The organism is Halotalea alkalilenta DSM 17697 (assembly GCF_000621205.1).
Classification (GTDB): Bacteria; Pseudomonadota; Gammaproteobacteria; order Pseudomonadales; family Halomonadaceae; genus Halotalea; species Halotalea alkalilenta.
Genome location: NZ_JHYY01000030.1, coordinates 1 through 17,477, shown reverse-complemented (window position 1 = coordinate 17,477; position 17,477 = coordinate 1). Strand labels below are relative to the sequence as shown.

11 protein-coding genes are annotated in these 17,477 nt (G+C 66.1%); 6 read left to right on the top strand and 5 right to left on the bottom strand.

Going from position 1 to position 17,477, the window contains the following annotated elements:
• Positions 1–18: 18 nt before the first annotated feature.
• Both Q376_RS0106410 and Q376_RS0106405 read right to left on the bottom strand, forming a co-directional pair.
• Entirely contained in the window at positions 19–2,001 is a 1,983-nt protein-coding gene (locus tag Q376_RS0106410) for a DNA topoisomerase III (protein WP_027349624.1), read from the bottom strand.
• A gap of 72 nt (positions 2,002–2,073) precedes the next feature.
• Positions 2,074–3,969, bottom strand: a complete 1,896-nt coding sequence (locus tag Q376_RS0106405) for a hypothetical protein (RefSeq protein WP_027349623.1) — start codon at positions 3,967–3,969, stop codon at positions 2,074–2,076.
• Between the two features lie 162 nt (positions 3,970–4,131).
• On the opposite strand from Q376_RS0106405, the gene Q376_RS0106400 reads away from it, so the two are divergent.
• Entirely contained in the window at positions 4,132–5,943 is a 1,812-nt protein-coding gene (locus Q376_RS0106400) for an SEC-C domain-containing protein (protein ID WP_027349622.1), read from the top strand.
• 17 nt (positions 5,944–5,960) lie between these two features.
• Here the strand turns inward: Q376_RS0106400 and Q376_RS0106395 are convergent, their stop codons facing one another.
• Entirely contained in the window at positions 5,961–7,325 is a 1,365-nt protein-coding gene (locus tag Q376_RS0106395; protein WP_027349621.1) for an AmpG family muropeptide MFS transporter, read from the bottom strand.
• 83 nt (positions 7,326–7,408) lie between these two features.
• The gene (locus tag Q376_RS0106390; RefSeq protein WP_027349620.1) at positions 7,409–9,118 is read right to left on the bottom strand and encodes a proline--tRNA ligase; all 1,710 of its coding nucleotides are present in this window, start codon (positions 9,116–9,118) and stop codon (positions 7,409–7,411) included.
• Between the two features lie 390 nt (positions 9,119–9,508).
• Between Q376_RS0106390 and Q376_RS0106385 the strand changes: the two genes are divergently transcribed.
• Together Q376_RS0106385 and fliA are read left to right on the top strand one after the other, a co-directional pair.
• Entirely contained in the window at positions 9,509–10,999 is a 1,491-nt protein-coding gene (locus Q376_RS0106385) for an SLC13 family permease (RefSeq protein WP_081803426.1), read from the top strand.
• Positions 11,000–11,117: 118 nt separating this feature from the next.
• Positions 11,118–11,852, top strand: a complete 735-nt coding sequence (fliA, locus tag Q376_RS0106380; protein WP_081803425.1) for an RNA polymerase sigma factor FliA — start codon at positions 11,118–11,120, stop codon at positions 11,850–11,852.
• A 12-nt stretch (positions 11,853–11,864) separates the two neighbouring features.
• Here fliA and Q376_RS0106375 read toward each other — a convergent pair whose 3' ends face one another.
• Positions 11,865–12,476: a TetR family transcriptional regulator gene (locus tag Q376_RS0106375; RefSeq protein ID WP_027349617.1), complete on the bottom strand. Its 612-nt coding sequence runs from the start codon at positions 12,474–12,476 to the stop codon at positions 11,865–11,867.
• Between the two features lie 199 nt (positions 12,477–12,675).
• Between Q376_RS0106375 and Q376_RS21605 the strand changes: the two genes are divergently transcribed.
• The 3 genes from Q376_RS21605 to Q376_RS21595 all read left to right on the top strand — a co-directional run.
• The gene (locus tag Q376_RS21605) at positions 12,676–13,881 is read left to right on the top strand and encodes an efflux RND transporter periplasmic adaptor subunit (RefSeq protein WP_052365004.1); all 1,206 of its coding nucleotides are present in this window, start codon (positions 12,676–12,678) and stop codon (positions 13,879–13,881) included.
• 11 nt (positions 13,882–13,892) lie between these two features.
• Positions 13,893–17,099, top strand: a complete 3,207-nt coding sequence (locus tag Q376_RS21600; RefSeq protein ID WP_052365003.1) for an efflux RND transporter permease subunit — start codon at positions 13,893–13,895, stop codon at positions 17,097–17,099.
• A 130-nt stretch (positions 17,100–17,229) separates the two neighbouring features.
• Positions 17,230–17,477, top strand: a 248-nt coding sequence (locus Q376_RS21595) for a transposase (protein WP_162177887.1), incomplete at its 3' end; no start/stop codon positions are given.

The window sequence follows — 17,477 nt, the reverse complement described above, 5'->3', positions numbered from 1 at the left end:
CGGCCGGGCACCAGGCGTTCAGCCGGGCTTGGCGGCGCTCGCGCGCCGTCGGCGAGGTGCGGCGCGCTTGCTCTTGCCGGTGCTCTTGGCACTGCCTTTGCCGCCACGCCGCTGCTTGGCCTCGGGGAGCGCGAGGGTGGCGCTCTGCGCCAGCGCGGCGCGCATGCGGGCTACGTCGGCCTCGCCGAGCAGCTCGCGCAGCTCGGTGATCAGCATCTCCATGAACGGCGCCGAACGGCGCCGGCCCTCGCAGATCAGGCTCAGCTCTTGCTCCCATAGCGCGGTACGCTCCGGGCGCGTCGCGCTCTCCGGCAGGGCATCGACCAGCGCCCGTCCCGCCCGGGTGGCGCGCAGCGCGCCCTGGGCGCGTACCACCAGGGCACGCTTGATTAGCGTCTCGATGATTCCCGCGCGGGTCGCTTCGGTGCCGAGCCCATCGGTCTCGCGCAGCGTGCGGCGCACCTCGGGATCCTCCACGTAGCGGGCAACGTGGGTCATCGCGTTGAGCAGGCTGGCGTCGTTGAACGGAGGCGGCGGCTGGGTCATCCGGTCGTCGATGCCGTGGTCGGTGACCTGGGCGGCCTCGCCTTGACGCAGGGGGGGCAGCGGCGGGCTCTCCGCCTGAACAGTGAACAGCGGTTTCCAGCCTTCGACCTTGATCTCGCGGCCCTGGGCGAGAAACGGCTCCGCGGGCCGTGCATGATCGAGCGGCGCCTCGAACAGTGCCTTGACCTCGAGATACTCATGGTCGGGATAGAACTGAGCCAGGACGTTGCGCACCACCAGCCGATAGACCGAGGTCTCCGCAGCCGACAGCCGGCTCCATTGCGGCGCGCGTCCGGTGGGTGCCAGGGCATGGTGGGCGGTGATCTTGCCATCGTCGAACGCCTTGCCGCGCAGGCGCATGTCGGCGCCGCCGAGCCACTGGGCGAGGGTGGCGTCGCCACGGCAGGCGGCATCGAGCGTGGCGGCGGCGCCGTCGAGGAAGTTGACCGGCAGGTGGCGACAGTCGGAGCGTGGATAGGTGATCAGCTGGTGACGTTCGTAGAGCGCTTGGGCTGCATCGAGCACCTGCTGTGCCGAGAGCTTGTGGCGTCGTGCGGCGTCGACCTGCAGCGTGGACAGCGAGTAGGGCATGGGCGCGCGCTGGCGCTTGGGCTTGCGTTCCAACCGGGCCAAGCGCGCCGCCGCCCCTGGCAGGGTCGCGGCGAAGCCCTCGGCGATCTCGCGGGCGAGCAGCCGGCCCTCTTCGTCGATGCGCGTCTCGGCCTGCAGGCGTTCGCGCTCGAGCGGCTGCCACCAGGCCCGGGTGACGCCTCCCTGGGTGCGGAAATCGGCCCACAGCACATGAAACGGCACCGGCACGAACGCCTCGATCGCCGCATCGCGCCTGGCGATCAGGCCGAGGACCGGTGTCTGCACCCGGCCGACCGAGAGCACGCCGTCATGGCCGGCGCGCTTGCCGATCAGCGTCCAGGCGCGCGACAGGTTGATGCCATAGAGCCAGTCGGCGCGAGAGCGGCTCTGGGCCGCTTCGAACAGTGCGTCGAACTCGGCGTTGTCGCGCATCGTGTCGAGCGCCTTGCGCACCGCGGACTCGTTCATGTCGTTGATCAGCAGCCGCTTCACCGGACCGCGCCAGCCAAGGTAGTCGAGGGTCTCCTGCACCAGCAGCTGGCCCTCGCGGTCTGGGTCGCCGGCGTGGACGACCTCGCTGGCACTCTTGATCAAGCGCTTGAGCACCGCGAGCTGGGCCCGGCTCTTGGGGCGGGGCATCAGTTGCCAGCTAGCCGGAATGATCGGCAAGTGGTCGAGCGCCCAACGCTTGTAGCGCGGGTCATAGGCATCGGGAGGCGCTTGCTCGAGCAGATGGCCGAAGCACCAGCTGATGACCAGGCCCTGGCCCGCCAGATGGCCTTCACGGCTGTCGAAGCGATGCTGTGGGCAGGCGGCGGCGATGGCGCGGGCGAGACTCGGTTTCTCAGCGATGATCAGGCGCATGAAGGGCGGGATCCAATGGTATGGGCGTATGTACAGTATACGGCCGGCGGCGCCGCCCGTCTCGCCGGCATTTCAGCGCTCGAGCGCCTGGCGCGCCACGACCAGCGCACGGTACCAGTGACGCGGCGTGCGGCCGATCGGTGGCATCCGGTGGCTGAGGAAGCTGACCGGACTGCGGCTCGACTGCTCGTACTTCGAGAGCATCTCCAGGGTGCCCTTGCGGGCGCCGTACTGGCGATGGAGGAACTCGATCGCTGCCGGCTCGAGTTCGACCTGGTAGTGGCGCACCAGCGCGAGCGCGAGCGATTCGGCGCTGCGCGACAGGTCGTCGTCGACCTCCTTGACCATCGCGGCACCCAGCGCGGCCTTGGTGGCGGCCGAGTAGCCGGGCTCGAGGCTGGTGAAATCGGCGGCATTGGTCGAGTTGATCGCACGCTGCACCTCGGGGCGAGAGAGGTGGATATGGGGCTCCAGCGCCAGCGCGATCTCGATCGCCAAGCGCTTGGCACTGTCGGTATCGACGCTCAATGCCGCCTGTGGGGTCTCGTGGGGCAGCCGTGCACGCAGGCTGGGGCGCGCGTGCAATTGCCTGATCAGGTGCGCGAGCTGGGCGCAGATCTGGGTCTTGGCATGATCGTCGAGGACGATCACGCTTTCGCGGATTCGCAGTCCGCGTCGGCCTGGGCCCAGGCGCAGGCGGGTTTCCTGGTCGGAGCTGTGCGAGGAGATCCGCTCCCAGCGCTGGCTGGCGCGCAGCAGCGCGGCATGGTGGCGGCCGACCTCGTCGTAGCCGTCGCGCATATGACGAAAGAGGCGCATGGCATTGGCGAGCACGTCGGCCTGCTCGCGCAGCGCGGAGCGGTCGGCCTGGGGATCCGCGGCGAGTCGCGCGATACGCGCCGCGAGATCTTCGATCGCCTCGCGGCAACGTTCGAGCAGCACCTCGGCACGAAGCCCCGAGGCGGCATCCTCGACCAGGGTGTCGGATGCCTCGGCGAGATAGACCGTCAGCGCCTTGAGCCGCGAGAGGCCGAGCGCCTGGCCGATCCGGTAGCGGGCCCTGGCCTGCTCCAGGGCATCCAGCGACTGGGCCAGCCGCCAGCGCCCGCGGTATTCGAATACCAGCATGGGAATCTCGCGGCCATTGATCAGCTCGAAGGCGAGGGTCAGCATCTCCTCGACGTCGGCGAGCGTCATCAGCAGCTCGTCGTCCTGCTCGATCGCCGCCAGCACCCTCTCGATGAAGTTCTCGCCCCTGGGCACCCCGTTGTCCAGGTCCGGCGTGCGCCCGTAGAAACGCTCGCGCAGCAGTGCCGCGGCCTCGGGAGCCAGCTCGCCGAGTTCGCTGAGCTGCGGTTCGATGTGGCCGGCGTGGGCGGCGATCAGGTCGTTGATCCGCGACTTGAGCCCGATGCGTCTGTAGGTGTCGATGTCGGCCAGCGTCCGGGCGCTCTCGGTGTCCCCGATCAGCTCGCGCACGGCGAGCTCGATGCCGTCGGCGGAGAGATCCTGCTTGCGCAGCAGCATCATTGCCGCCTCGCGCCGGCGGGCATCCCCTTCCAGCCGCTCGACCTCGAGATCGCGGGTCATCATGATCAGCTCGGGCAGCGCATCGATGACCCGGGTGATCTGGCGTTCGACCTTGCGGTAGCGTCCGGCGTGGCGGTAGTTGTTGACGATGGTGGTGAGGATCCCGGCGACGCTCGTGACCACGGCGAAGAAGATGAAGAACAGCAGGTTGCCTACGGTCGGCAGATGACCATAGCCGATGTAGTAGCCGCCGATCGCACCGATGAAGGTCACCGGACCGCCGATCCACAGCAGGTTGAGCAGGCTCGAGCTCCAGGGCACCTTCTCCACCGCCTGACTGATCCGGCGAATGCGGTCGCGCCCTTCGCGCTCCAGGCGTACCCGTGGCGTATCCTCGGCCATGCGCGCGCGCGGCGTGCGTTTGAACGGCAGTGACATCGCGAGAGTCCAACGGCAGGGCCGAATCGGTAAAGGCTCGGCATGAACAGACGCGCACGTTACCATTGCGGCCAATGGGCCCGCTACCGCCGTGGTTTGACTCCTCTGGATGCGAGGCGGAAGGTGGGCTTTCAGCGATCCGACAGCCGATGGGAGGGTGCCATGCTTGCCGCTTGGGTGGATCACCTGCTCGGCTACGCCTCCGGCGCGCTGAGTGCGATACGCCGCGACGAGCGCTATCCGAGCCTGATGCGCTGGGCCCGGCGCGAGGGGGCCGAGCTGCTCGGTGGCGATCTTGCGCTGGCCCAGGCGCTGGCGCCGCCGCTTTGGAACCAGACGCCGCTGCTGCGTCTCGACTTCGCCTGCGAGTCGCTGGCGCTTCCGGCACCGGACGAGCCCTGTTGGTGCGACAGCGGCCGCCCTTATCGCCGCTGCTGTGCGATGGTGGCGTTTCCGGGAGGCGTTCCCGCCCATCTGATGTGGATGCTGTCGCTGTGCCAGTGGCGCGGTTCGCGCCTACGCGCTGCGCTCGAGTGCGAGCTGGCCCCGGACCAGGCACTGCTCGAGGCGGGGGTGATCGCTGCCGAGAGCGGCCAGCTCGGACGCGCCCAGCTGCTGCTCGAATCGCTCTTCGCCCGGGTCGACAACATCCCGGCTCCGGTGCAGTCCGAGTACGCCTTCGAGCGTCTCGCCGAGCTCTATCAAGAGCGTGGCTTTCACCGCAAGCAGGCTGCGCTGATCGACTCGGCCCTCGGCCACGGCCCGGCCTTCCTGCGCGGCGCGGCGCTCGAGCGTCTGGTGCTTGCCCATCTCGAGAGCGATGACCTGGAAAGTGCGCGCGATGCCTTCATGCGCGCGCTGCGCACGATTCCCGATGCGCCGGTGCTGGCCTATCTCGAAACCATGCTGCTGCTGCAGGAAGGCCAGCAGGAGAAGGCACGCCAGCGCGCCGATTTCTGGTATCGGCGGCTGCTGCGCAGCAGCGATGTGGACCCCGCGGAGCTGGGCTTCGTTCATGAGCTCGCGGTCGATCCGGCCGGCACGCTCGCCGAGGAGCTGATCAGCTCGGACGAGGAGCTCGCGCTGCCATTGGCGCGGCTGAGGAGCACGCTGGCGCGGCTGCCCTCGGCACTGCCGCCGACCCTGGTGGTCAACCAGGCCGAGCGGCTCGAGTATCTGCCCAGCAAGCTCGACGCCGCCTACTACACGGCCTGGTCAGTGCAGCTGGGCCCCGCCGACGAGGAGCGGGAGGGAGTGAGCGATCTGTGGTCCAGCGCCCCGGACTGGCTGCTGGCGCTCAGCGAACATCCTGAATGGCTGGGTTCACCGCTGGTGCTGCAGGAGCTGGCGATGGAGCTCTCCAGCCGCTTCGGCAGCCTGCCCTGGATGGTCGAGCCGTTCTTCGCCCCGCTGGCCAAGCGACTCGAAAGCTGGCTCGGAGTGATCGAACGGCAGGGCCGGCAGTTCCTTTGGGAGGAGGGCGACAACCAGGCGATCTATCTGTTCGGGCTGTCGCTGGTGGTCGGCATGGAGCGCGGTGACCGGCAGCGCTCGCGGCGGATCGCCGAGCGGCTGCTCAAGCTCGACGGCGAGGACAACCTGGGGCTGCGTGAACTGGTGCTCGAGCAGCTGCTGCGCGAAGGGCGCGATCTCGATGCGCTGGCGCTGACCGAGACCAGCGACGCTGAAAGCGCCGATTGGCTCGGCCTCTATCTGGGGCGCGCGCTGGCGCTCTACCGGCTGGGCCGGCAGGACGAAGCGGCGGAGCTGATCCGGCGGGTGCAGCGGGCCAACCGCCACATGCTCAACCTGATGCTCCAGGCGCGTCCCCGGCCGGAGAGCTTCGACCAGGCGCTGGCGCGCCCGGGATCGCGCGCTCAGGCCTGGCAGTACCGGGTGCTGCTGCGTGAGCGCTGGATGGAGACGCCGGGCGCGATCGGCTGGCTCGGGCAGTTCGTCCAGCCGCGCGGCTGACCCGATCGAAATAGCCTCTAGGAAGTCAAGGTGGGCTCGCTGAATCTGCGATCCCGCGCGATCCAGGCCGCGAGCGCCACCGCCGGGAGCCCGAGCAGCGAGACGTAGACGAAGAAGCTCGGATAGCCGATCGCCTCGACCAGCGTCCCGGAGAAGCCGCCGATGAACTTGCCCGGCAGGGTCATGATCGAGGAGAACAGCGCGTACTGGGTGGCGGTGTAGGCGCGTGAGGTGAGCCCGGAGAGGAAGGCGATGAAAATCGCGCTGGCCATGCCGTTGGTCAGGTTGTCGCCGGTGATGGTCACCACCAGCATCCATAGATTGGCGCCTGAGAGCGCCAGCTGGGCGAACAGTAGATTGGTCGCGGCGACCAAGGCCGCGGCGATCCACAGCAGCGGGCGCACCCCGTAGCGGGCGGCGAGCAGGCCACCGAGGAGGCCGCCGAGCAAAGTCATGGCGAGACCGAATAGCCCGGTCACCTCGCCGATCCGCTGGGCCGAGAAGCCAAGATCGACGTAGAGCGGATTGGCCATCGCGGCCATCGACAGGTCGCTGATCCGGAACAGGCCGATGAACACCAGCAGCGCCAGGGCGTACCAACCGAAGCGGGTGAAGAAGTCGGTGAACGGGCAGATGATCGCGCCGACGCACCAAGCGCCGGCTCGCTTCAGCACGCGCGGCCAGCCACGGGTGCGACGCAGGAAGGTGCGCACCTTGGGTTCGCGGGCAAGCTGCGAGGCCAGCGGCGGGCGGGGTGGTTCCGGGCGCAGCAGGACGGTGAGCATGCCGATCACGGCGAGCCCCGCCATGCCCAGGTAGGCGATCGACCAGGAGTAGTTGCCGGCCAGCGCTAGCGCGCCGGCTCCCGCGGCGAGCAGCCCGCCGCGATAGCCGATGATGTAGACCGAGGACATCGCCGCCTGCAGGCTCTCCTCGGCCGATTCGATCCGGAAGGCATCGACCACGATGTCCTGGGTCGCCGCGCCGAAGGCGACGATCAGCGCCAGCCAGGCGATCAGCAGCAGATGGCGGCTGGGCTCGACCAGCGCCATGCCGACCAGACCGAGCAGGATCAGCGTCTGGGCGGCGAGCATCCAGCCCCGTCGGTGGCCGAGCAGGCGGCACAGCAGCGGCAGCGGCAGCCGGTCGACCACCGGCGCCCAGAAGAACTTGATCGAGTAGAGGATGCCGATCCAGGAGAAATAGCCGATCGTCGCCACGTCGACTCCCGACATGCGCAGCCTCGCGCCGAGCGTCGAGAACACCAGCAGGAAAGGAAGGCCGGCCGAAAAGCCGAGGAACAGCATGGTCAGCACTTCGGGGCGGCGATAGACCGCAAGCGTTTGGCGCCAGGATCTGCGCGACATGGGCGTGACGGGCATCGATCGTACTCGGCGGGCCGCAGGGCGCGACGCGCAGCGGCGAAACGGAAGCGAGCCGCCCTCGTGGGCGGCTCGCGAAGGGCTCAGCGATTCAGGCGTTCGCGCAGGAAGTCGATGATTCCCGCTTGCGCCACCATGGTGGCGTCGGTATCGCGACGGCCCTTGTATTCGAGCTCGCCATTGTCGAGGCCGCGATCGCCGATCACCACCCGGTGGGGAATGCCGATCAGCTCGAGGTCGGCGAACTTGTTGCCCGGGCGCAGGTCGCGGTCATCGAGCAGCACGTCGAAGCCGGCGGCGACGAGCTCGGTATAGAGCGCCTCGCTGGCCTGGCGTACGCGTTCGGACTTGTGCGCGTTCATCGGCACCAGCACCACCTCGAACGGTGCCAGCGCATCGGTCCAGATGATCCCCGCGTCGTCATGGTTCTGCTCGATCGCCGCGGCCACCACCCGGGTGACACCGATGCCGTAGCAGCCCATCGTCAGCGTCCTCGCCTTGCCCTGCTCGTCGAGCACCGTGGCGTTCATCGCCTTGGAGTACTTGTCGCCGAGCTGGAACACGTGGCCGACCTCGATGCCGCGTACGATCTTGAGCGTGCCCTTGCCGTCGGGGGCACGATCGCCCTCGACGACGTTGCGCAGGTCGGCGACCCGCGGCAGCGGCAGGTCGCGCTCCCAGTTGATCCCGAAGTAGTGCTTGCCATCGCGGTTGGCGCCGGCACCGAAGTCGGTCATCGAGGCGACCTCGCGGTCGACCACGATCGGTAGTTCGAGCCCCACCGGCCCGAGGGAGCCGAAGCCGGCGCCGACCGCGGCGCGTACTTCGTCGTCGCTGGCCATGGTCAAGGGCGCGGCGACCTCGGGCTGGTGCTCGGCCTTGACCTCGTTGAGCTCATGGTCGCCACGGACCAGCAGTGCCACCAGGCCGCCTTCGCTGCCCTTGACGATCAGTGTCTTGACCGTCTTCTCGATCGCAAGGCCATGCTTCTCGACCAGTGCCGCGATGGTCTTGGCATCCGGCGTGTCGACCAGGCGCAGCTCCTCGCTCGGCGCTGGGCGCTCGCGCTGCTCGAAGTAGGCTTCAGCCTTCTCCATGTTGGCGGCGTAGCTGGAGCCGGTCGAGAACACCACGGCATCCTCTCCGGACTGGGCGAGGACGTGGAACTCGTGGGAGCCTTCGCCACCGATCGAGCCGTTGTCGGCGATCACCGCGCGAAAATCGAGGCCGAGACGGGTGAAAATCCGAGTATAGGCGTCGTACATCGCCTGATAGGTGACTTCCAGCGACGCTTGGTCGCTATGGAACGAGTAGGCGTCCTTCATGATGAACTCGCGCGAGCGCATCACCCCGAAGCGCGGGCGTATCTCGTCACGGAACTTGGTCTGGATCTGGTAGAAGTTGACCGGCAGCTGCTTGTAGGAGTTGATCTCGCGACGTACCAGGTCGGTGATCACCTCTTCATGGGTCGGGCCGACGCAGAAATCGCGCTGATGGCGGTCCTTGAGCCTGAGCAGCTCCGGGCCGTACTGGGTCCAGCGGCCCGACTCCTGCCATAGCTCGCCCGGCTGTACCGCCGGCATCAATAGCTCCTGGGCGCCGGCGCGGTCCATCTCCTCGCGCACGATGCGCTCGACCTTGCGCAGCGTGCGCAAGCCGATCGGAAGCCAGGTATAGAGGCCGGAGGCGAGGCGGCGGATCATCCCTGCGCGCAGCATCAGCTGGTGGCTGACCACCTCGGCGTCGGCGGGTGTTTCCTTCAGAGTCGAGATCAAGAGTTGGCTGGCACGCATCTACCCGGTATTCCCTCGGCGTGAGCCCCGGCGCATTCGGCGGCGGGGCTGTGATTTGGCGTATTGGCCGGCCATTGTACGGCCAAGCCGCGCACGGCAGCAAAGCCACCGGCAAGTCGCCTGCGCCTGACCTTGGCACCCGGCTTGCCCGGGATGTTCGTTTAAATCCTACTTAAGCTCGTGGTGCACGGTCCTCGCTGGAAGCGAGACGGGCCGGTGGATGGACACGGCTTTACGGTGTGATGGCTGAAAACGGTTGCTTAGCTGAGCTTGTGCCTGCGCCGAAAGTGGTAGGTGGATCGCTGGTAGCGTCTCGTTCGCCTCGGGTATAAACCGCCCTTTTCGTCCGAGCGTCGGGCCTGGACATCGAGAAGCGGAGCCATCATTGAGATGAATACCTCGACGACCCGTTGCGCGGAGCACGCCAGTGGGGAATCGGCGACGCCGCCTGGCGCCTATACCCGCACCCGCTTGTTCGGCCTCTTGGGAGGACCGCTGCTCGCACTGCTGGTCTATTGGCTACTGCCCGAGGAGCAGCTCGGTCACGCCGGCCGCGGGGTGCTCGCCTGCACCGCGCTGATCGCGGTCTATTGGGTCACCGAGGCGCTGCCGATGGCCGCCACCGCGCTGATCCCGCTGTTTCTGATGCCGCTGCTGCAGGCCGCGCCGATCGACGTGGTCGCGCCCGCCTATGGCAATCCGGTGGTGTTCATGTACATGGGCGGCTTCGTGCTGGCGCTGGCGATCCAGAAATGGAACCTGCATCGGCGCATAGCGCTGTCGATCATCGATGCCATCGGCACCGCCAGCCACCGTATCGTGTTCGGGGTGATGCTCTCGACCGCGCTTTTGACCATGTTCATCTCCAATGCGGCGACCGCGCTGATGATGCTGCCGGTGGCGATAGCGTTGATTCGGGAGATGCGTGACAAGGAGATCCTGGTCGGGCGCGACCTGGGCTGTTTCGCCAAGAGCTTGCTGCTCGCCGTGGCCTACACGGCGACGATCGGAGGCCTCGCTACGCTGGTCGCCGCGGTGCCCAACGCAGTGCTCTCCGCGCTCGCCCGCGACCAGCTCGGGCGCGAGGTGACCTTCGCCCAGTGGCTCGCGTTCGCCGGGCCGGTCGCATTGATCATGCTGGTGTTCCTCTACTTCTATCTCACTCGGCTCAAGTTCCGGGTCGCTCACCAGGCCGCCGGCAGCGTCGAGTTCATCAAGCGGGAGCGCCTTGGCCTCGGGCCGATGGGCCGGGAGGAGAAGATCGTCGCCGTGGTGTTCGTCGCCACTGCCTTCCTCTGGGTGTTCAAATCATTCATCGGACTGGGTTTTCTCCATGACGCGGCGGTATCGATGGCCGCGACGGTAGCGCTTTTCGCGCTGCCGAGCCGCAGGCGGGGCGAGCGTATCCTCGAATGGGAAGACATGCGTGGGCTGCCGTGGGGCGTGCTGATCCTGTTCGGCGGAGGCCTGGCGCTGGCGGCCAGCTTCGGCCAGGCGGGGGTCAACGACTGGATCGGCGAGTCGCTGGCGATGCTCGAGAACTACACCGCCTTCATCGTGATCGCGCTTTTGACCGTGATCGTGCTGGCGATGACCGAGATTCTCTCCAACACCGCGGTAGCCAACCTGGTGCTGCCCCTCTGCGTTGGGCTGGGCGCGGCGATCGGCATGGATCCCTTGCCGCTGATGGCCGCGGTGGCGCTGGCCGCGGGGTCCTGCTACATGCTGCCGGTGGCGACCCCGCCGAACACCGCGGTGTTCAGTTCGGGGGAGCTCGAAATCAAGGATATGGCGAGCGCCGGGGTATGGCTCAACCTGCTGTCGGTGATCGTGATCACGCTGGCGGTCTACTATTGGCTGCCGATGACGCTCGGTAGCTGATCGCGGATCCCGGTACTTGAGTCGGTGAAACGAGGCAAAAGCCTCGGTTCATGACCCTTGGTCGGGTCATCGACGATTCGACAATCCCAATGACATTCACCGGTCATTGGGAGCCTCCATGTCCAGCGTCTCGTCTTCATCCGCCATATCCGCATCCCCTCATGGACGTATCGCACACCATCAGCGACTGCTGCAGATGGTGCGCTGCGCTGCGCGTAGATTGCAGGTCCAGGCGCGCCTGCCGCTCAGTGTCGAGCTGGACGATCTCATCCAGGCCGGGATGCTCGGTCTGCTCGAGGCCGAGCGGCGCTACGACGACAGCCTAGGCGCCTGCTTCGAGACCTATGCCAGTCGCCGCATCCAGGGCGCGATGCTCGATGAGCTGCGCTCCCGGGACTGGCTGCCGCGCAGCGTGCGGCGCCAGGCACGGGAGGCGGAGCGGGTCAGCCTGAGCCTGGAGCAACGCTACGGAGGCGCTGTGCGCGAGCGCGAAATCGCTGAGGTGATGGAGATTCCGCTGGCCGCCTACCAGCGCCACTTGAACGATGCCCAGTGCGGTCAATTGCTGGCTTACCAGGAGGAGGGCGGCGGCGAGATCGAGCCGCCGGTAGGGGCGACGGCTGGACCGGACGAGCGGCTACTGGACGAGGAGCGCAAACGGCTGCTGCGCGAAGCGCTGGTCGCGCTCGAGGACCCCCGCGAGCGCGAGGCGCTGTCGCTCCATCATCTGCAGGGAATGAGCCTGCGCCAGATAGGCGAGCGCCTGGGCGTCACCGAATCGAGGGTGTGCCAGCTCCACCGGCGCGCGATGGTCAAGCTGCGCAACTGGATCGCCGTTCACCATCCCGGCTGAGCGGGAGAGAAGTCAGGCCGTGAGGCGGGAGAACAATAGATCGATGACGCGGGCTCCCTCGTCGCTGAGCGAATAGCTGTCGGGCGCTCGCAGCCAGTCGTAGACCGCACCCATGATCGCCAGATGCACCAAGCGTGCCGCCGTGTCCGGCGGCACGCCCTCGGCCAGCAGTCCTTCCTGGTCGGCGCGCTCGAACTGGCGCTGGATCAGCATCAGAGCGTCGCGGGCGCTATCCTTTTCGCGGCAGGTGGACGATAGTTCGTCGAAGAATTCGCAGCGATAGACGATGATGGTATATACGCGTCGATAGCGGGGCTCTTCGCAGCGGCTCATCACCAGCTTGAGCAGCGCTTTCAAGCCCTCGATCGGATGGTCGCGAAGGCCTTCGTCGGTGAGGTCGTCGAGCATCTGCTGCAGTGGGAGCTTGGCTTGGTCGATCAGCGCTTCCAGCAGTGATACCTTGTTCTCGAAATGCCAGTACACCGCACCGCGAGTCATTCCCGCACGGCGAGCGATCTGTTCGAGCGACGTTGTCGAGACCCCTTTCTCGAAGAATATCTCCTCGGCTGCGTCGAGCAGTATCGATCGAGTGGCTTCGGCCTCTGCCTTGGTGCGTCTTGCCATCGTCCTTCCATCGTCTGGGCATGTACTGCGTTCATGATAGCGCACTTGGTTTACATACATACATGATTGCATCTAAAATCTCGTGCACAAGTTCTCACCACTGTAGACGTCCACTAGTGCTACCTTGGTCTGGCATCGCCGCTTCCGTGATGCTGCGAACTCTTCCGTTGGGCACACTCCATAAAGAAGCGAAGGGATCATGCTCCAGATAATCAAAGCCAAGCGCACGGCGTGGGGATTGGCCGGGTTCATCGCGCTCGCCACCGCAGGCTGCGGTAACGACGGCAATCAGCAACAGCAGCAGGGTCAGCAGGAGGCTCCCGCCCATCCGGCGCAGGTCTACCAGATCTCCTCGCGAAACATCGAGCTCGACAAGTCCTATCCGGCGATGATCCGCAGCGACACCGCGGCGAGCGTGCTGGCGCGGGTCGAGGGCGTGCTCGAGGAGCAGCACTTCCAGGCGGGCCAGCTGGTGGAGAAAGGGGACCTGCTGTTCACCATCGAACGTGCCACCTACGCCGCCGCGGTGGCCCAGCAGCGTGCCAACCTTGCCAGTGCTCAGGCCGACTTGAACAATGCCCAGCGCGACAACCAGCGCTATCAGCAGTTGTTCCAGCGCGGTGCGATCAGTGCTCAGCAGCGTGACACCGCATCCAACACGTACGAGACCTCGCGCGCTGCGGTCGAGCAGGCTCGCGCCGCGCTCGAAAGCGCCCAGATCGATCTCGACTACACCACCGTCCGCGCGCCGGTCAGCGGGTTGGTCAGCCTCAACGAAGTCAACGTCGGCAACCTGGTCAGTCCTGGCACCGAACTCGCCACGGTGACCCCGCTCGATCCTCTCGAGGTTCGCTTCCAGATGCCCCAGTCGGATGCGATGCAGCTGCGCCAGCAGCAGAGCCGCAGCGGTACGCCGCCGGTCCGGGCGAGCCTCGAGGTGCCCAGCGCCGACCGTCAGTCCGCTCAGCTCGAGGGAACCCTCGACTTCCTCGGTGCGCGGGTCGACGAGGGCACCAGCAGCGTCCAGGCGCGCGCGCGCTTCGCGAATCCCGACGGCATCTTCCTGCCCGGGCAGTTCGTTCGCGTCCGGCTCCACGACCTGATGCGCTTCGACGTCTTCGCGGTCCCCGAGATCGCGGTGACCCAGGGCCTGATGGGACCCCAGCTGTTCGTTCTCGACGACAACAACTCGATCACCTCGCGTACCGTGGTGCCGGGCGAGATTGCCGGTCATTGGCAGATCATCAGCGAAGGCCTGCAGCGCGGTGACCGCGTCGTCGTCAGTGATCCCGGCGGCCTCAGCGTCGGTGATCGCATCGATCCGCAGCCATTCGATGGCAACCCTGACCAGCGCTCCGCCCAGCAGGGCGCGGACGAGTCCTCCGACGACGCAGACAGCGAGTAACGGGACCGCGGATGAATATTTCCAACTTCTTCATCAATAGGCCGGTCTTCGCCTCCGTCATTTCGATCATCATTACGCTGGTCGGGTTGATGGCGATGCGGGTCCTGCCGATCGCCCAGTACCCGGAGGTGGTGCCGCCCGAGGTTTCGGTGCAGGCCACGTTCCCGGGGGCGAACGCCGAGACCGTCGCCGAGACGGTGGCCGCGCCGATCGCCCAGGAGATCAACGGCGTCGAGAACGTGCTCTACATGACCTCGACCAGCTCCGACAACGGCGTGATGCAAATGCGGATCAGCTTCGCCATCGGTTCGGATGGCGACGTCAACACGATCAACGTCAACAACCGCGTACAACGCGCGCTCTCCCAGCTGCCCGAGTCGGTGCAGTCCCAGGGGGTAGATGTCGAACTGCGTTCGAGCGATATCCTGATGCTGGTATCGCTGACCTCGGATCAGTACTCCAACATCTACATGCAGAACTACGCCACGCTGAACATCATCGACGAACTGCGCCAGATCGAAGGTGTCGGTGAGGCCGAGGTGCTCGGCGGTGGCGAGTTCGCCATGCGGATCTGGATGGACCCGGACAAGCTTGCCCAGTACGACCTGACCCCAAGCGAGGTGTCGGCGGCCATCCAGGCGCAGAACACCGAGATCCCGGCGGGCAGCCTCGCCGCCGCGCCGCAGTCGAACCCGCGTGCCTACACCTACACCATCTCGGCGGGCGGTCGACTCAACTCGGCGGAAGAGTTCCGCAACATCCTGCTGCGCACCAACGCCGACGGTTCGTCTCTGCGTCTGCGTGACGTCGCTCGGATCGAGCTGGGTGCATCGTTCTACGGCATCGACGCGCGGCTCAACGGCGCCGCCATGGCGCCGATCATCATCAACCAGCAGCCCGGTGCCAACGCGGTGCAGACCGCCGAGCGGGTCAAGGCACTGATGGCCGATCTGTCCCAGCGATTCCCGCCGGGACTGCATTACGAGGTGCCCTACGACACCACGCTGTTCATCAATGCCTCGATCGAGTCGGTGACCCATACCTTCATCGAAGCGCTGGTGCTGGTCGCGGTGATCGTGTTCGTGTTCCTGCAGAACTGGCGCACCACGGTGATCGCGATGTCGGTGGTGCCGGTATCGGTGGTCGGCACCTTCGCGGGGATGTACCTGCTCGGCTTCTCGATCAACCTGCTCTCGCTGTTCGGGATGATCCTTGCGATCGGTATCGTCGTCGACGACGCGATCCTGGTGGTCGAGAACATCGAGAGGATCATCGAGGAAGACGATGAGATCTCGATCCACGACGCGACCATCGAAGCGATGCGCGAGGTGGGTGGGCCGATCATCGCGACCTCGTTCATCATGGCCTCGGTGTTCGTGCCGGTTGGGTTCCTGGGCGGCTTGACTGGCCAGATCTACCAGCAGTTCGCGATCACCATCGCGATATCGGTGGCGATCTCCGCGCTGGTCGCGCTGACCTTCACCCCGTCGATGTCCTCGATCCTGCTGCAGCGCAAGAGCGAGCAGCGCGACAACGTGGTGACCCGGGTGCTCAAGGCGCCGTTCAAGATATTCGACCGGGTGTTCGAGAAGATCACCCAGGTCTATCTATGGATGGTTCGCCTGTTCGTGCGCTTCTGGATCGCCACCATCGCGATCATGGTTGCGCTCACCGCCTTCTCGTTCTGGCTCTACGAGCAGTCTCCGACCACGCTGATTCCGGAGACCGACCAAGGGGTGTTCATCACCGCGATCAACCTGCCCAACGGCTCCTCGGTGGACCGCACCAACGAGTACATGTCCGCGCTGAGCGACAAGGTCGAACAGCTGCCGGGCGTCAGCTCGGTGTCGGCGATCGCGGGCTACGACATGCTCTCCCAGGCGGTCAATACCGCGCGTGGCGTGATGTTCATCAGCCTGAATCCCTGGGAGGAGCGCGACGTCACGGTCGAGCAGCTGCTCGGACAGGTGATGCAGGCGGGAGCGAGCACGCCAGGCGGTACCGCGATGGCGTTCAACATGCCGCCGATCCTGGGGCTCTCGACCACCGGTGGCTTCGAGGGTTTCCTGACCTCGCTGCAGGGCGCGTCCAGCGAAGAGCTCAGCCAGGCGTCGCTGAAGGTGATGCAGGCGGCCAACCAGCGTCCTGAGCTGGCCCAGGTGTTCACCACCTTTGATGTCAGCGTACCGTCGTATCGAGCGAGCATCGACCAGGAGAAGGCGACCGGCTACGGTGTTTCTCTCACCGATCTGAACGATACCCTGTCGAGCACGCTGGGTAACGCGTTCGTCAACTACTTCACCTATCAGGGACGCAACTTCCAGGTCTACCTGCAGAACGAGGATGACTTCCGCAGCACGCCCGAGGACCTCAACCGGATCTACGTGCGCAGCAGCACCACCGGTGACCGGATCCCGATCTCGGAGTTCGTCACCCTCGAGCGGCAGAACGCGCCCTCGGTAGTGACCCGCTTCAACGTCTATTCGGCGGCCAAGTTCCAGGGTAGTCCGGCTCCCGGCTACAGCTCGGGCCAGGCGGTCGAGGCGATGGAGCAGGTGGTGCAGGAGACCCTCGGCACCGGCTGGACGATGGAATGGACCGGCACCACCTACCAGGAGGTCAACACCGGGGACGCTGCGGTTCTGGCGGTGATCTTCGGCCTGCTGATGGTGTTTTTGATCCTCGCCGCCCAGTACGAGAGCTGGACCACGCCGCTGGCGGTCATCACCGCGGTGCCGTTCGCCTTCTTCGGCGCGGTAGTGGCGGTCTACCTGCGAGGGCTCGATGTCAGCGTCTACGTCGAGGTCGGGTTGCTGGTGGTCGTGGGGCTGGCGGCGAAGAACGCGATCCTGATCGTCGAGTTCGCCGAGCTGCAGCGCAAGGACCGGGGCTTGAGCATTTCCCAGGCCGCGATCGAATCCGCCCACCTGCGTTTCCGTCCCATCGTGATGACCTCGCTCGCGTTCATCTTCGGCGTACTGCCCCTGGCGCTGGCCAGTGGCGCGAGCGACACCAGCAGCCATCACATCGGTACCACGGTGGTGGGTGGGATGCTGTCGGTCGCCATCCTGGCGAGCATCTTCGTTCCATCCTGCTATGCGATGATCGCGCACGCTCAGGTTTGGGTGGCGAAGAAGCGTGGCAAGGATACCGACCACCAGGTGAAAAGCGACGGGAACGGCGGGACGCCAGCTGGAGGGCAGACGCCCAGCCACTGAAGTCATATCGTTTTTCGCTTCACCCTTTACGGGCCACGGCTATGCCGTGGCCTCAGACTGCTGACAAAGCCCTGGCCTCACCGCCAGGGCTTTGTTTTGATGAAGGCATACCCTTTGCGAGTATGCCGCCGTGCTGCGAGAGCCCTCTCCTCATCAACATCAGCTCGAAATGGTCACGCTTGAAGAGCTGGTGCCGTCTGATCACCTGCTACGTCACATCGACGCCACCCTCGATTTCTCCTTCATCCGCGACAAGGTCCGCCATCTCTACTGCGCCGATAATGGCCGCCCCGCGCTCGATCCCGTCATGCTGTTCAAGGCCTTGTTCATCGGCTACTTGTTCGGGGTGCGCAGCGAACGCCAATTGATGCGTGAGAT

Bases quoted from the DNA above. Each gene is read 5' to 3' on its own strand.
- Q376_RS0106390 (WP_027349620.1), bottom strand. From the start codon at position 9,118: ATGCGTGCCAGCCAACTCTTGATCTCGACTCTGAAGGAAACACCCGCC.
- Q376_RS0106385 (WP_081803426.1), top strand. From the start codon at position 9,509: ATGAATACCTCGACGACCCGTTGCGCGGAGCACGCCAGTGGGGAATCG.
- fliA (WP_081803425.1), top strand. From the start codon at position 11,118: ATGTCCAGCGTCTCGTCTTCATCCGCCATATCCGCATCCCCTCATGGA.
- Q376_RS21605 (WP_052365004.1), top strand. From the start codon at position 12,676: ATGCTCCAGATAATCAAAGCCAAGCGCACGGCGTGGGGATTGGCCGGG.
- Q376_RS21600 (WP_052365003.1), top strand. From the start codon at position 13,893: ATGAATATTTCCAACTTCTTCATCAATAGGCCGGTCTTCGCCTCCGTC.
- Q376_RS0106410 (WP_027349624.1), bottom strand. From the start codon at position 2,001: ATGCGCCTGATCATCGCTGAGAAACCGAGTCTCGCCCGCGCCATCGCC.
- Q376_RS0106375 (WP_027349617.1), bottom strand. From the start codon at position 12,476: ATGGCAAGACGCACCAAGGCAGAGGCCGAAGCCACTCGATCGATACTG.
- Q376_RS0106405 (WP_027349623.1), bottom strand. From the start codon at position 3,969: ATGTCACTGCCGTTCAAACGCACGCCGCGCGCGCGCATGGCCGAGGAT.
- Q376_RS0106400 (WP_027349622.1), top strand. From the start codon at position 4,132: ATGCTTGCCGCTTGGGTGGATCACCTGCTCGGCTACGCCTCCGGCGCG.
- Q376_RS0106395 (WP_027349621.1), bottom strand. From the start codon at position 7,325: ATGCCCGTCACGCCCATGTCGCGCAGATCCTGGCGCCAAACGCTTGCG.